The organism is Jidongwangia harbinensis (assembly GCF_020216025.1).
GTDB lineage: Bacteria > Actinomycetota > Actinomycetes > Mycobacteriales > Micromonosporaceae > Actinoplanes > Actinoplanes harbinensis.
In genome coordinates, this window is record NZ_JAIWNC010000040.1 from 33,488 (window position 1) to 48,520 (window position 15,033).

10 protein-coding genes are annotated in these 15,033 nt (G+C 70.0%); 8 read left to right on the forward strand and 2 right to left on the reverse strand.

Features of this window, described 5'->3' with window-relative positions; genetic code table 11:
* The first annotated feature begins 2 nt into the window (after positions 1-2).
* The 6 genes from LDL48_RS35070 to LDL48_RS35095 are packed head-to-tail and all read left to right on the forward strand — an operon-like array spanning position 3 to position 10,207.
* The gene (locus LDL48_RS35070) at positions 3-323 is read left to right on the forward strand and encodes a hypothetical protein (protein ID WP_225259444.1); all 321 of its coding nucleotides are present in this window, start codon (positions 3-5) and stop codon (positions 321-323) included.
* A complete protein-coding gene (locus LDL48_RS35075; RefSeq protein ID WP_225259445.1) occupies positions 323-685 on the forward strand; it encodes a GPW/gp25 family protein in 363 nt (120 codons plus the stop codon). Before LDL48_RS35070 ends, LDL48_RS35075 begins: the two co-directional genes overlap by 1 nt.
* Entirely contained in the window at positions 682-3,504 is a 2,823-nt protein-coding gene (locus LDL48_RS35080; RefSeq protein WP_225259446.1) for a putative baseplate assembly protein, read from the forward strand. Before LDL48_RS35075 ends, LDL48_RS35080 begins: the two co-directional genes overlap by 4 nt.
* Entirely contained in the window at positions 3,501-6,905 is a 3,405-nt protein-coding gene (locus LDL48_RS35085; protein WP_225259447.1) for a putative baseplate assembly protein, read from the forward strand. The genes LDL48_RS35080 and LDL48_RS35085 overlap by 4 nt, the downstream gene beginning before the upstream one ends.
* On the forward strand, positions 6,902-8,884 hold the full coding sequence (locus LDL48_RS35090) for a hypothetical protein (protein ID WP_225259448.1): 1,983 nt from the start codon (positions 6,902-6,904) through the stop codon (positions 8,882-8,884). Before LDL48_RS35085 ends, LDL48_RS35090 begins: the two co-directional genes overlap by 4 nt.
* A gap of 9 nt (positions 8,885-8,893) precedes the next feature.
* Entirely contained in the window at positions 8,894-10,207 is a 1,314-nt protein-coding gene (locus LDL48_RS35095) for a DUF6519 domain-containing protein (RefSeq protein WP_225259449.1), read from the forward strand.
* Between the two features lie 178 nt (positions 10,208-10,385).
* Here the strand turns inward: LDL48_RS35095 and LDL48_RS35100 are convergent, their stop codons facing one another.
* Positions 10,386-11,645, reverse strand: coding sequence for an eCIS core domain-containing protein (locus LDL48_RS35100; RefSeq protein ID WP_225259450.1), 1,260 nt, complete (start codon positions 11,643-11,645; stop codon positions 10,386-10,388).
* Positions 11,646-12,825: 1,180 nt separating this feature from the next.
* Here LDL48_RS35100 and LDL48_RS35105 point away from each other — a divergent pair.
* Both LDL48_RS35105 and LDL48_RS45235 read left to right on the forward strand, forming a co-directional pair.
* Positions 12,826-13,017, forward strand: coding sequence for a hypothetical protein (locus tag LDL48_RS35105; RefSeq protein ID WP_225259451.1), 192 nt, complete (start codon positions 12,826-12,828; stop codon positions 13,015-13,017).
* Entirely contained in the window at positions 13,017-13,289 is a 273-nt protein-coding gene (locus LDL48_RS45235) for a hypothetical protein (RefSeq protein ID WP_372472261.1), read from the forward strand. Before LDL48_RS35105 ends, LDL48_RS45235 begins: the two co-directional genes overlap by 1 nt.
* A gap of 567 nt (positions 13,290-13,856) precedes the next feature.
* On the opposite strand, the gene LDL48_RS35115 is transcribed toward LDL48_RS45235, so the two are convergent.
* Positions 13,857-14,858, reverse strand: a complete 1,002-nt coding sequence (locus LDL48_RS35115) for a hypothetical protein (RefSeq protein WP_225259452.1) — start codon at positions 14,856-14,858, stop codon at positions 13,857-13,859.
* Positions 14,859-15,033 lie beyond the last annotated feature (175 nt).

Here is a 15,033-nt window from a genome sequence, read left to right on the forward strand (position 1 = left end):
GCATGATGGCCGATCCGCTGCTGCACAAAGACGCCACGGTCAGCTGCGTCCACCAGGGCCGCGCTCAGCCCGGCAGCGCCTCCACGCGAGTGAAGGTCAGCGGGAAACCGGTGGTGAGCATGCCGGTGACCTACACGGTGTCGGCGTGCACACTGCCCACCAACGCGGGCGGCCCGTGCGCCACCGCGCTCTGGTCGGGTCCGGCCAAGCGGGTCAAGGCCGGCGGGATGCCGGTGGTGCTGAGCACCAGCAGCTCAACTTGCGCGCCTACCGGCACGAAACTGCTGGTCACGGTCGTGCAGTTCCGGGTGAAGGGGACGTGATGAACATCGACTTCCCGCTGCACGTCGGTACGGACGGACGCACCGCGACCACCGGCACCGACGACCACATCCGCGACATGATCGAGCAGCTGATCTTCACGAGCCCGGGTGAGCGGGTCAACCGGCCCGACTTCGGCAGCGGCCTGCTCGACCTGATCTTCGCCCCGAACAGCCCCGAGGTCGCGGCCGCTCTGCAGTTCACCATGCAGGCCGCGGTGCAGCAGTGGCTCGGCGACCTGATCGAGGTGGAGGGCCTCGAAGTGGTCAGCGACGAGGCGACCATCCGAATCGCGATCAGCTACGTCATTCTGCGCACCGGGGAACAGCGCACCACCGCGATCGACCGGGCAGGCCCAGCATGATCAACCCGTACTCCTTCGGTGACCGGGCGCGGCGGCGGCAGGTCCGCGAATCCGGTCTCAACGGCCTGGACACCGTCGAGGTCCGCGCCGATGGCCGGTCGCTTGACGTCACCTTCCTCGGCAAGCTGACCACCGAGCTGACCCGTGCCGACGTCCTGATCGTCGGCGAGCCGGGTGATCCCGTGCTGACCGTCGAACGGGTGGCGATACACCACGCGGAGGACCCGGACGCCGACGACCGGATGGTGGTCATCCTGGATCGGCACGGTGGGCTTTCCCCGTACACAATGACCTTGATCGATGGTGATGAGAGTGACGATCCCACACAGCCGGCGCCGCCCGGGTTTGATCAACTTTTCTGCCGTGCGAGCTTCAGTTTCGCGGCGGACTGCGCGGGTGACGCGGACTGCCTGCCGGCGGACGGATGCGTGCCGGAGGTCTTCGACGAGCCGGATCTGTCCTATCTGGCGAAGGACTACGAGAGTTTCCGGCGGCTGCTGCTGGACCGGCTGGCGCTGCTGCTGCCCGGCTGGACCGAGCGACACATTCCGGACATTGGCATCACGCTGGTCGAACTGCTCGCCTACGTCGGCGATCATCTGAGCTACTACCAGGACGCGGTGGCGGCGGAGGCCTACCTCGGGACAGCGCGGCGGCGGATCTCGGTGCGCCGGCACGTCCGCCTCGTCGATTACCTGATGCACGACGGGTGCAATGCCCGCGCCTTCGTCTGCCTGGACGTGCCCGGGAGGCTCAGCGTCAAGGCCGGGCAGATGTCGTTCCACAGCCGCGACGGTCAGGCGTTCGAGCCGCTCGCTGATCGGGAACGGACGTTCACATTCATCCCGGAACACAGCACGATCGATCTGTGGACCTGGGGTGACTCGGGCTGTCACCTGCCCGCCGGCGCGACCTCGGCGACGCTGAAGGACGCCTGGACCGGTCCGCCCGACATGTACGGCCGGCGGCCGAGGGCGCTGCGGCTGGCCGCCGGTGACCTGCTGCTCCTGGAGGAGATCGCCGGTGCGGTTAGCGGGAAGCGCGCCGACGCCAACCCCGGCCACCGCCAGGTGGTCCGGCTGACCCGGGTCGAATCGGCCGTGGACGACCTGTTCGACCAGCCGGTGCTCAACGTGTTCTGGGCGCAGGCCGACGCGCTCGGCTTCACCCTGCCCGTCTCGGTGGTAGTCGGCAACGACTGCGAGCTGCTGGTGAAGGCCGCCGTGGCGCGCGGCAACCTGCTGCTCGCCGACCACGGCCTGACCCGGCCCGGCGCCGCCGAACCGGTCGAGCTGCCGGCGGCGGTGCTGGTCGACTGCGGGTGCGCCGGGCCCGGCGAGAAACATGATCCGGCAGTCAAGGTGCCCCGCTCCGACCCGCGGCTGAGCGCCGGCCCGGTCACGCAGAGCACCGGATACCCGGCCGACGAGACGGTCGCCGCGCAGCAGGCGCGACTGCTGCAGCCGATACCGGCCGCCGCTCGGCGCCGGATGCGGCAGCTGCTGGCCCGCGCCCGCGGTGGCCAGGAACTGGAGGACCGGCACCTCGCCGAGATCGTCCGGTTGTTCGGCAGCACCGCCGTCGCAGCGGCCCGGCTGGCCATGCCACCAGCCCGCGGCCGTCCCCCGCAAAGCGCCGAGGAGCAAGCGCGGGCTCTGCACCGCCTGGTCAGCCGGATCAACGCGCTGCTCGCCAAGAAGGTCCGGTGGCTGCGGACCTTGGCCCGCCGCTGCCCGGCCGGGCTGCGCCTGCACGAGGAGGAGATCGCGGCGATCGAGGCGGCCTGGGGCGAGCGGTACGTGGGTGCACTGACCGCGCTGGACGCGATGTCCGGACCGGCCGGCGACGCTCTGCGGCAGGATCCGCGGGCCGCGATGCCCGCGGTGACGCTCCACGAACCGGTCGCCGGCGGCGAGATTTGGTCGATGCGCCGGGACCTGCTCTCCAGCGGGCCGGACGAACCGCACGTGGTCGGTGAGACCGACGACGACGGTGTCCTGCACCTGCGGTTCGGTGACGGGCGGCACGGCCGGACGCCGCAGCCGGGCGCGGTGTTCGAAGCGCACTACCGGGTTGGCAACGGCACCGCCGGAAACGTCGGCGCGGACACCATCACCGAGATCCGGTTCCGCGGGATCGACCCGGGCATGACGGTACGCGTCCGCAACCCCCTGCCGGCCCGCGGCGGCACCGACCCGGAACCGGTCAGCGAGGTCCGCACCATGGCGCCCGGCGCGTTCCGCCGCGACCTGGTCCGCGCGATCACCGCCGAGGACTACGGCACCCTGGCCGCCCGGCTGCCCGACATGCAGGGCGCCGCCGGCCGGCTGCGCTGGAACGGCAGCTGGTACGAGGCGCAGGTCGCCCTCGACCCGCTCGGCGCCACCACGGTCCACGCCGGCGTGCTGACCGCCACCACCCGGGCGCTGCACCCGTACCGGCGGATCGGCCACGACCTGACCGTGCGGATCGCCGACTACGTCCCGATCGACCTGGCCCTGACCGCCTGCCTGCTCCCCCGCGCGGTTCGCGGGCAGGTCCGCACGGGGCTGCGCGCCGCGATCGGCGCGCTGTTCGCCCCGGACCGGCTCACCTTCGGCACCGACGTGACGCTCAGCGGCATCGTCGCCGCGGCGGCCGCGGTGCCCGGCGTGGACAGCGTCGAGGTCACCGTGCTGCAGCGCCTCCACGAGGGCGACGCCGGCCAGCGGCTGGCCGGTGTGCTGCCGATCGGCCCGCTGGAGATCGCACGGCTCGACGACGACCCCGCCCGGCCCGGGAACGGCCGGCTGGCGCTGGACCTGCGAGGTGGGCGATGAACTGCGCATGCGACACGTGCCGGACGACCGGCGGCACCCACGGCGCGGTGCTCGCGGCGATGCTCGGGCAGCTCTCCGGGCGGCTGCCGGCGTTGACCGTGCGGGACGCCGGCGACCCGTCGATCGCGATGCTCGACGCGTGGGCCACGATCAGCCACATCCTGAGCTTCTACCAGGAGCGGATCGACGACGAGGGCTACCTGGAGACCGCCACCGAACGCCGGTCGGTGCTGGAGTTGGCCCGGCTCGTCGACTACCGGCTGCGGCCCGGCGTGGCCGCCGGCGTGCACCTGGCCTTCACCCTCGACCCGGACCCGGCCGGTGACACCACCGTGCCGATCCCGGCCGGCACCCGCGCGCAGAGCCTGCCAGGGCCAGGCGAGCAGCCGCAGGTCTTCGAGACCAGCCGGGAGATACCGGCGCGATCCGCGTGGAACCTGATCCGGCCGCGGCTCACCGTGCAGCCGCGGATCGACGCCGACGAGGTGCCCGCGCTGGAGAGAATCTACCTGGCCGGGATCACCACCGGGCTGCGGCCCAACGACCGACTGCTGTTCGACGCCGGCGACGCCGCGCAGGTCGGCCGGGTCGCGGCGACCGTGGAGGATGCGGCCGCGGATCGTACCGCGGTGACGCTGCAACCCACCCTCACCGCGGAGCAACTGCGGCTGCTGCGGACCGTACGCGACCGCCTCGCTGTGCACCGCGACCTGAGCCGCCTGGGTCTCGCCGGGGTGCGCCGCGCCGAACGCGTCGACGAGGAGCTGCTGGCCCCCCTCGCCGAGGCGGCGAGCGGCCCGGGCGGGGCGGCACAGCTGCCGCAACTCCTGCCGGTCGCCCTGCAGCGGCTGGGCGAACGGCTCACCGAGGTACGCGCCCGCGGTTTCACCCGCCTGACCCGCTGGCTCGGCACGCTGATCACCGACTTGACGGCGGTGGACACCACGCCGCCGGCGTTGGCGAAGGCCGCGCCCGCCGGGCTGGACTCGCTGCTCGGGTCGCTGGCGAAACCACCGTCGCGGCCACCGGCCGGGCCGCAGGACCTGCGCCACTCACTGCCGGCGCTGTTCGGCGCCGGATCCAGCCTCACCCCGCAGGTGCTGGCGGCGCTGCGCCCGGAACTGGCCGCCACCCTGCCGGCGGCGGTCGCCTCCGCCGGCGAGGCGGTCGTCTCGCGGATCCGGGCGGCCCGGGTGCGGGCCGTGCCGTTCGGTGCCACCGCGGCGCCGCGGGCCGTACCGAATCAGCCCGGTGTGTTCGAGGAGTGGCCGCTCGACGGCGCGGAAGGTGTCCGGATCAGCGCGGCCGTCAGCTACCGCACCAGCGCCGCGCCGCTCGACGTGCCCACCACCGCCGACCTCGAGCTAACCATCGGCACCGAGGTGATGACCGCCAACGGGGTCGTGCTCGACGGCAGCACCAAGACCGTGCCGATCGGCCCGGACCAGTCGGTCGAGGTCACCGATACCCGGGTGGCGGCGGAGGGGTCGCGACTGCGGCTGCGGTTCGTCGGCCGGGTGAACCGCACCGTCGAGATCGACGGCCCGGCCCTCATCGCGCTGAACCTGCTCGCCGCCGACGCGCCGTTCGTGATCCGGCTCGGCGCGCAGCGCGAGTTCCAGCCCATCTCCGGGCTGCCGCAGGAGGACGTGCAGCGGCTCACCGACGGCCGGGTCACGGCGCGGTTCGACCGCGCTCCCGCCGCACCCGAGGTAGGCACGGTCCGGCTGACCGAGGAATCACTGACCGGCCCACCGGACCCGCTGCTGCTGCCGCTGGACGCCGTCTACGAGCAGATTCCGCCTGACACCACCGTGATCATCGAGCGGCCCGGCCTGCCCGGGCCGATCCTCGCCGAGGTGGAGGAGGTGGACACGGTCAGCATGTCGGCCTACAACCTCAACGCCACGGTCACCCGGCTGCGGCTGTCGAAGCCGTGGCGCGCGGACACCGACGTCAGCCTCGTCGTCGCCCGCGAGACCACGGTGTACGCCGCACCGGAAGCCCTCGACCTGGCCCGCCAGCCCGACCCGGACCCGGTCGGCGGGGACGACCTGCCGCTGGACCAGGCGTACGACGGCCTGTCCACGGGCCGACTGCTGATCGTCCGCGGTGAACGCGCCGACCTGCCCGGCATCACCGGCGTGATCGCCGCCGAGGTCGTCATGATCGCCGGGGTGACCCAGGGTGCCGACCCGGACCGGCCCGGTGACACCGTGCACACCACGCTGCAGCTGGCCGAACCGCTCGCCCACGAGTACCACCGGAACACCGTCGAGATCTTCGGCAACGTCGCCGAGGCCACCCACGGCGAGTCCGTCGCGGAACTGCTCGGCAGCGGCGACGCCTCGGTGCCGTTCCAGTCGTTCCCGCTGCGCCGTAAACCGGTCGCGTTCCTGCCGTCGTCCGAGACGATCGGCGCCACCAGCACCCTGCGGGTGGAGGTCAACGGGATCCGCTGGCACGAGGCCGACAACCTGACCTTCCTCGGGCCTGCGGACCGGCGGTTCACCACACGGGTCGACCCCGACGAGACCACCACCGTGGTCTTCGGCGACGGCGCGCACGGGGCCCGGCCGCCGACCGGGGTGGAGAACATCGCCGCCCGGTACCGCGCCGGAGGCGGCAGCGCCGGCCTCGTGCCCGCCGGGCGGATCACCCAGCTGCTCACCCGCCCGTTGCGGGTCTCCGGCGTGACCAACCCCCTCGAATCCACCGGCGGCGCCGACCGCGACACCCTGGAGATGGCCCGCGAGAACGCGCCGACCGGGGTGCACGCCCTCGACCGTCTCGTCTCGGTGAGCGACTACGCCGACTTCACCCGGGCCCGCGCCGGGATCGGCAAGGCCGCGGCCGTACGCCTGTCCGACGGTTTCCGCCCGGTGGTGCACGTGACAGTCGCCGGGGTCGGCGACGCCCGGCCCACCTCGCTGTTGCCGTCGCTGCGGGCCGCACTGGCCCGGTTCGGCGACCCCGCCCAGCCGGTCCGTGTCGCCGAACGCGAACTGCTGATGCTGCTGCTCGCGATCAACGTCGAGGTCCACCCCGATCACCGCTGGGAACTGGTGGAGCGGGCGGTCCGCGCCGCCCTGCTCGACCGGTTCGGTTTCGCCCGCCGCGCCCTCGGCCAGGACGTCGTGCTCAGCGACGTGATCAGCACTGTGCACCGGGTGAGCGGGGTCGTGTACGCGGACGTCGACTCCATCGGCGTCGTACCGGAGGACGTCACTTCGGCCGCCCTGGAGGCGCTGACCGCCGGGCTGACCACGCCGCCGCCACCACGGATAGCGGTCGACATGGCCCGCTTCGACGACGACACCGGCAAGCTACGGCCGGCGCAGATCGCGATTCTGTCCCCCGAGGTTCCGGAGACGCTCGTCCTGCAGGAGGTCACACCGTGACGGCCAACCGGCTCTACCAGCTCCTGCCGGTGATCCACCGGCTGCGCGACGCCGGCCGCGGCGAACCGCTGCGCGCCCTGCTGCAAATCATCACCGGGCAGGCGGACGAGGTCGGCGAACAGATCGCCCGCGCCTATCAGGACTGGTTCATCGAGACCTGCGCCGACGAGGTGGTGCCGCTGATCGGCGCGCTGGTCGGCAACCCGTCCACCTCGCGCCGCGACGTCGTGAACACCATCCGGTCGCGGCGCCGGCGCGGCACCCTGGCGCTGCTGGAGGAACTGTCCGAGTGGCCGGCGCGGGCCGTCACCCTGCACACGCTGCTCGGTGTCACCCAGCCGGTCCGGCTCGGCGCCCGGCCGTTCGCGCGCACCCTCGACCTGCGGGACATGGAGGCGCTGGACCGGGTGGACGGACCGTTCGACACGGTCGCGCACACCGCCGGGCGGCGGTTCACGATCGGGGCGGTCGGGCTGTTCGTGTGGCGGCTGCGACCGTACTCGATCACCGAGACGGCCGCGTTCTGCGTCGACCGAGCCAGCAACCACTACACGTTCAGCATCCTCGGCAACGACACCCCGCTGGTGGCCGACCCGGTCACCGAGCCGTCGGCGTCGCACATCGCCGACGAGACCAACGTGCCCGCCTTCATCAGCCGCCGCGACCTGGACGCCCGGCCCGCCGACTACTACGGCACCAGCCTGCGGCTGTGGTCAGGCACCGGGTCGAAGAAGCAGTTCATCCCGCTGTCACGGATCGTCGCGGCCGACCTGTCCGGCTGGGGGTACCGCCCGCGCGGCGACCAGGTCGCGATCGACCCGGAGCTGGGCCGCATCGCGTTCTCCAGCCGGCGCGCCCCGGACGAGGGCATCACCGTCACCTACCACTACGCGTTCCCGGCGGACTGCGGCGGCGGCGAGTACGTCCGCCCGCTGCCGCCCGACGACCGGACCGTCTACCAGGTCGGCCCCCGCCACCACCCGACGATCATGAAAGCGGTGGAGAAGTGGCGGCGGGAGGGCCCGGCCACCGCGATCATCGAGATCACCGACAGCGGGACGTACGAGGAACGCGTCGACATCACCCTGCCGGCTGGCCGCCGCCTCGAACTGCGGGCCGCGCAGCGCACCCGGCCGGTTATCCACGTGCCCGACCGGTACGGCCGCCCGGACAGCCTGCGGGTCCGCGGCGACACCGGCGCGCGCCTGGTGATCGACGGGCTGCTGGTCGCCGGCCGCGGTGTCCGGGTCACCGGCCGACTCGTCCGGTTCGACCTGCGGCACTGCACGCTGGTGCCGGGTTGGTCGATCAGCGGCGCCGACTGCGAACCCGCCGACGGCGGCGAGCCCAGCCTGGAACTCGACCACACCACCGCCGCGGTCACCGTCTCGCACAGCATCCTCGGTGCGATCCGAGTCAACACCGACACCGTCGCGCACGACCCGGCGCCGCTCGTGCTGCGCGACAGCATCCTGGACGCGACCGCGGCGGCGTACCACGCCCTGTCCGCGGCCGCCGGCGAGCCGGCGCACGTCGTCGCGTCGTTCCTGCGCACCACCGTGTTCGGCAAGGTGTGCGCCGAGTCGATCGATCTGGCCGAGGACAGTATCTTCACCGCGGACGTGCAGGTCAGCCACGTGCAGAGCGGCTGCCTGCGGTTCTGCCACGTGCCGGCGGGGTCGCACACCCCGCGCCGGCACGCCTGCCAACCGGACGGGGTCCTCGCGGTGCCCGGCGCCGACCGGGACGCCGAGACGCGCCGGGTCCGCCCGCAGTTCGACTCGATCCGGTACGGCACACCCGCGTACGCCCGGCTCGCGCGGCAGTGCCCCCCCGAGATCACCACCGGCGCCTCCGACGATTCGGAGATGGGCGCCTACCACGACCTGTTCCAGCCGCAGCGCGAGGCGACCCTGCGGGCGCGGCTGGCCGAGTTCACCCCGGCCGGCGCGGCCGCCGACCTCATCTTCGTCACCTAGGGGGCATCGGTGTACGGCGACTTCTCACGACTCACCTTCCGCCCGGACCGGCACTTCTCGGCCGTCCTGAGCCAGCAGGGCCGCGTGCAACTCGACGCCGACGCGAACGAGAACACCGCGGTCCTGCTGCACCAGATGCGTACGCTCGCGGCCGACCTGATCGGCCCGTGGGGCGCTCCGGAACTGCACGGCGGCTTCGACATCCGCGTAGTCGAGGAGAAGGGGCAGATCACCGACCTGACCGTCTCCCCCGGCCGGATGTGGGTCGGCGGCGTGCTGGTGGAAAACGCCGCCGAGGCCCGGTACCACGACCAGCCGTACGCGCTGTTCGACCCCAAGGACGCCGACGACCAATTGCCACCTCCGCCGTTCACCGTGGTGCTTCGCGTCTTCGAACGCACCGTCACCGCCGTCGAGGACCCGGCCATCCGGGAGGTCGCCCTCGGTGACGACGGGCCGGACACCTGCGTACGCACCGAAGTGGTCTGGCAGGTCACCGCGACCACCGTTAACCCGGCCGGTGACGCCCTCGGCGACGCCAGCAAGGACGACGTGAAACAGGGCTGGCCCGGCTGGGAGGAGAAGGCCCTCGCCGCTCTCGGCAAGCTGGAGGCCCGCGCGTTCGCCGCGCCCAGCACCGACCCGTGCGTGCTCGACCCGGCAGCCCGCTACCGCGGCGAAGAGAACCAGCTCTACCGCGTCGAGATGCACTCGCCCACCACGTTCACCTGGTCCCGGGAGAACGGCAGCGTGGTGTTCCCGATCATCACGATGGGCGGCAAGCAGGCCACGGTCACCTCGCTCGGGCGCGACGACCGGCTCGGCCTGCAACTCGGCGACCTCGTCGAGGTGATCGACGACCGGTCGGTGCGCGCCGGCCACCGCGAACCGCTGCTGCGGGTGCTCGACATCGACCGCCTCGACGGCGTGGTCCGGTTCGCCACCGCACCGACGACCACCACCGGCCAGGACCCGGCCCTGCACCCGTTCCTGCGCCGCTGGGACCACCACGAACCCCGCCAGCCGGGCGACGCGGCCCTCGCCGCGGACAACACGCTCACCGTCGACACCAAGGACTGGATCAACCTGGAGGACGGTGTGCAGATCCGGTTTGAGGGGGGCGAGAAGCTGGTCCGCCGCCCCGGCGACCACTGGCTGATCCCGGCGCGCACCGCCACTGGCGACGTCGAGTGGCCCAAGGACACCTTCCTGCCGCCGTTCGGCATTCGGTACTACACCGCGCCGCTCGCCCTGATCCGGGGCACCAAACTCGAGGACCGCGACGATCTACGGGAGATCTTCAAGTCGTTCTTCCAGTCGTGAACCTCCATGCTGCCCAGGCCTTCCACCGATTGGTCACGAGCACCAGCAGACCGCCAGGAGCGGTGAAGACGAACCTGGCCAAGCCGTGGACACGGTCATCTTCGACTGCAGCAGCCGATCGTGGCGGTCGAAGGTGCGGTAGCAGAAGCGCGCATCCAGGTGTTCGGTCGACGCTCATCTATATGAGTCCGCAGCGGGCCTCGATGATCGGCCCTGTCGGTTCGTCCACGCAGCACGGACAACAAACGATGCTGCCGAAGTAGTTGTCGGGAGCATCGGGATCACGGACGACGACGCCGTTGAGGTCGCGTACGTTCGTGTGGGAGCCTTTTCCAGGGCAGGGCCCGCGGTCGGTCACCTCCTCCTTATACGCATCGAGGTTTGCTTTCGGATTGGCAGCCTGGAGTTGTCTCAGCGCCTGCGCGCTTGCGGACTCGAGGTCCCGGCCCGCGTACGGGTAGGCATCCAATTCCCAGCACTCGTGGCCCACCAGGCCGGCACGCTTTAAACCGTCACAGTCGTTCGTCGATTCCGGCTTTCCCCGCGCGTCGGTCGCCAGTTGCAGTCCACGTGCGACAGCCGCAGCCGTCACCAAGGGGCCGAAGTCAGGCCCCGGACTCGAGCTGCCCGGCCGAGGGTCGGGCGAGGCGCCTGGTTCAGGCGTCGGGCCGGCGTAGGGGCGTACGGCTTCGGCGAGTTCGGCCACCTTTGCGGCAAGAGCGGCAGCGGCGTCCCTCCGGGCGTTGCGGCCGGACAGCAGCACAGCGAGCGCGCTGATCGCAGCCACGCCGGCAGCCACCGCAGCCCCTACCGGATTGGTAGTAGCTGTCGCAAGCCCTCCCATGGGTCCTGAAGGTCCGCCACCGCTGGCGCGGTACCGACCGATCGCCCCCTCCACTGCGGCGATCTGTGTGCGCAGCCCCTCCCGTCTCGCGGCATCGAGGCGTGGGTCGCTCAGTAGTTGGCGCGCGGCCGCGATCTGTCGTTGGGCCGCCTCGGTAGCCTGATCCGCCACCTGCGGCAGCACAGCTACGACCGCTCGCCTCAGCGCTTTGGCCCGTCGCGGGCCGGGCTGCACATCCGACCTTCCCGCGGCGACAGCGTCGGCCTCAATCTCCTCCCGGTCATGGGAATCGCCGATCCGAAGGGCCACCGGGTCGGATTCGCCCGAGCTTTGCACGACGTGCGTCAGCTCGTGGGCAAGCAGGCTTCTGCCAGACGGTGAGTCGGGGCGGTACCGGTCGGCGGCAAATACCAGATGCGGTCCGACCGAGAACGCAACAGAGCCCAGTTTGGATGCTGCCTGTGCGGACTGGCCGTCGGTATGCACCCGAACCCTGCTGAAATCGAACCTAAACCGCGCTTCCATCTCGGACTTCACGTCGTCTTCGAGGGGCTTGCCGGGTGCCGCAAGAATTTGATGAACCGAGCGCGGCACCAAATCAGCGTTCTCTGATTGGTGATGTGGCGCGCATGCGCCCGGTGGGCACGTCCGCCCGGCGCACCGGCGGAGAACACCGGTGGTAATCAGCGGGGCGGGGCCGAACGCCTGTGAGGACGGCCGGGCAAGGGCCGTGAGCATAGAGCCGATGAGAAGTCACCTCCAGCGTCAGAGTTACTCGAACTCGATGTGGACGCCCTCCGCGGTCGCCACCTCAGTGACGTCGTCGGTCAGCACGCCGCTCGCATGGGCCGCGACTGTCGTGCGGCCATCACGGAGGATCACGTCGCGGCCCCGATGAACGTCTCGCGACCAGCCAACGCGCCGATCCGCGCGTGGACCCGGACGCGGCTGACGGGTGCGCCGCGGCGGGGCTCGTACGCTTGGCGCATCACCCGGCGGCAGTGGCTCGCTCGCTGCCCATTCAGGGCCAACATCAGCGCTCACGGGCCAGGGCACCGGCGTGCCCATCGAACCTGACCGAGGCGGCGGCGCGGGCGATATCCGCTGACGCCCGAGCTTGGAGACGCCGCCACCTTCGGCGACTGCTTCATGGACGTCCAACGGTCGGGCAAGAGGCGCGTCCCCCATCGCGACAGACGGCTGCTGACTCTCGAAAGTCCGCACGACCCAGCCAAGCACGGCCGGGACATGCCCCGCAAGGCCGCTGCCGCGGCATTCAGGTTTCGTATTCGGTCCGGGGCGCGGGTGCCTGTCGACCGACGAACTCAACGTGCAGAGGTTCTGCGCTACTCACGATCCGTCGCTGAATCACTGTGACGGCAGGAGGAGCAGATGAGCGACACGAGCTTACGAACCGCAGCTCGGTTAGCCGCCGCTTGCTGCCAGGCCTCCGAAAGAATTGCGGCGCTCGAGACGGGCGGATCGCTCAATGCAACTGTGCCGTTGTGTGCGGCACCCGAGCGCGGAACCTCCCCAGTCACGCTGGGCGGGAAGGAACGCGACGTTGGTGGTCGGCCGGTAGCTCACGGTGTGGTGCAGCGGCCCGCGGCGGTCTACGGCCACCTGCACATCCCCCGCACGACCCGGCACCACGGCGTGTGCCCTGTCCGGCCAGGGCGGCAGCAGCGGCTCGATCAGCATCCACCACTCGTCATCGACGATCCATGCTTTGCGGGAACTCGGGTTCGGCTCCGGGATGACGTGCTGGCGGCGGTTGAAGCGCTGGACCGACGCCGAGGTGTTCGATCAGATGCATCAGATCATGCTCGACCGGTTGAACGCGGCGAACCGGATCGACTGGTCGAGAGCGGCGATGGACGGTAGTCACATCGACGCGAAAAAGGGGGTGCCGGCACCGGGCCATCGCCGGTCAACCGCGGCAAGCCCGGCTCGAAGCACCACCTGATCTGCGACGGCAATGGCACTCCGCTGCTGGTGCTGACCAGCAGTGCGAACGTACCCGACATCAGCCGCGCCCTCGACCTGCTCGACGGTTCCCCTTCGATCGCCGGCCGTCGCGGGCACCCCAGTCGCTGGGCGTCTACCCTGTATCCGGCAGCCACCGCTGCGTCATGGTCAGTCCACACAGCCGTCCATGATCGACGGTGGCTGTCCTCGTTCCCGCACCGCATCACGCGGCAGCTCAGCCAAGGTCAACATCCCCGGCTGGAGTACTAGGAGGTCGTCGAGCCGGTCGGCGGCGGCGGCGTGGTCGGCGGTGTGTCGGCGCAGGTAGTCGTCGTTCCAGCCGGTGTCGGCTGCCTGGCGGAGTAAATCGTCGAGCAGGTGGCTTTCGTCGCCGGCGCGGTCGCGGCGCCCGGCGAGCAGCTCGTCGGTGAGGGCACTATCGGCCAGATCAGTAAGTCGATCTTGAAGGCCCGAAGGCGTCGTTCCATCCTGAGCACTATGAGGCCCGGAGTTCGCCGAGATGGCGAAGAATCCACTCGAAGGGTGTGCGACGCTGCGTCAGATCGGGAGCAGTTCGGCATACGGGTCGCAGCTCTCCGAGGCGTTGAGCAGTTCCAGCAGTGGCAGAGCGGACTTTCGCCAGAGTAACGCGAGGAGCTGGAGCGCCAGGCGCGCAAGCGGCTCGGCGAACCGACGCCACGGAGGGCCCAAACGTAGACACTTCGGCGGGCAAGGCAAGGGACACATGCCTCCGACCGGCTAAGGCCGCGGTGGGTCAGCTCAGCGCCTGCGGCAGCATGCCCCGCAGCTTGCCGACCGAGAGACGCCCATGGTCGATCAGTCGCGCATATTGGCCCGTTCGTCGATTTGCCAAACTGCTTCATTGACTCGTCTTTCAAGAGGCTCAAACAGATCTTCCAACGCGGCGAATTCAGCGAACAGGGCGTCTCGGTCGGCCACCTCGCGAAGTGCTTCCGCTCGTTCGGCCCAATCGCGTATGTCTTGCACTGTTATCGGAAGCCGGCGGGAAAGCAGCACGTCGGGATTAAAAATCGCGTCGACGTCATCGTTTCCGACCTGCATCAGTCGGATCGCTTCGCCAGCGTTCCGACGCGGATTGTTCTGGTCTATGTATTCCAGCCCCGACAGTAGCTCCTCTAGCCGCAGGCTGAGGTGGTCCGCCAGTGCATCTTGAAGCGCGGACAAATCCAGTCCAACCTCTTCCCGCAGCTTCGTTGCAGCAATATGCGGAATCTCAAACGGACTTTCTGCTCTCCAATCTGGCCGCAATCGCGCGAGCTCAGGGCCAACCTCGTCGGCCCGAATCATAGTTCCGGGATGGTATAAATCCAGAACGGTGCAAACAATGTCGAAGTAGATCAGCACCGCTGGCAGCAGGATCCCCGTCCGGTGATGGTCGCGGTGGTATGTCTCGTTGCGATATGCGTGCAGCTTGCGGAGAACCGGAACCAGCGCCTGCGGCAGCGCGCCCTTCTCGACAAGGAACTCGACCTTGCATGGAAACTTGCCCTTGATATCCCGCCGAGTGGCTTTGGAAGTGACAAGTGGTTCCAGCCGTGCGATCTCGCCTTCAAGCTCCGCTTCGGTAAGCCTGTTCGCAAACCGCCTTTGCATCTGCGTTCCATTTTTGCGCCACTTGCGCATCCGATACAGATTCTCTAGCTGGTCGAAGTCGCGATCTTCCCACTGTAGGTACTCTTCAACCATTCGATGCATGATCAGTTCGACAGCGCTGTCGAGAAGAATATGCGCTAATCTGAGTTGCGGGACTCGGCCAACCTTGATGAGGCGCCGTACCTCATCGAGCTGCACAATCACTAGCTCAAGCTGTCGCATTGCCGCCTCCGGTGTCCAACATCTGATCGAGCCAGTGTTGACAAATGCGGACGTGGCTTCCACTGACTTTCTGCCATGGTCAGGGTGCCACGAAGGTCAAAAGGGGATCGGCATGATCGTACGTCGGGCTGACCCCGGAACGTGCGTTACACCGCGT

Excerpts from the sequence above, each read along its gene's own strand:
- LDL48_RS35070 (WP_225259444.1), top strand. The coding sequence starts at position 3 with ATGATGGCCGATCCGCTGCTGCACAAAGACGCCACGGTCAGCTGCGTC.
- LDL48_RS35075 (WP_225259445.1), top strand. The coding sequence starts at position 323 with ATGAACATCGACTTCCCGCTGCACGTCGGTACGGACGGACGCACCGCG.
- LDL48_RS35080 (WP_225259446.1), top strand. The coding sequence starts at position 682 with ATGATCAACCCGTACTCCTTCGGTGACCGGGCGCGGCGGCGGCAGGTC.
- LDL48_RS35085 (WP_225259447.1), top strand. The coding sequence starts at position 3,501 with ATGAACTGCGCATGCGACACGTGCCGGACGACCGGCGGCACCCACGGC.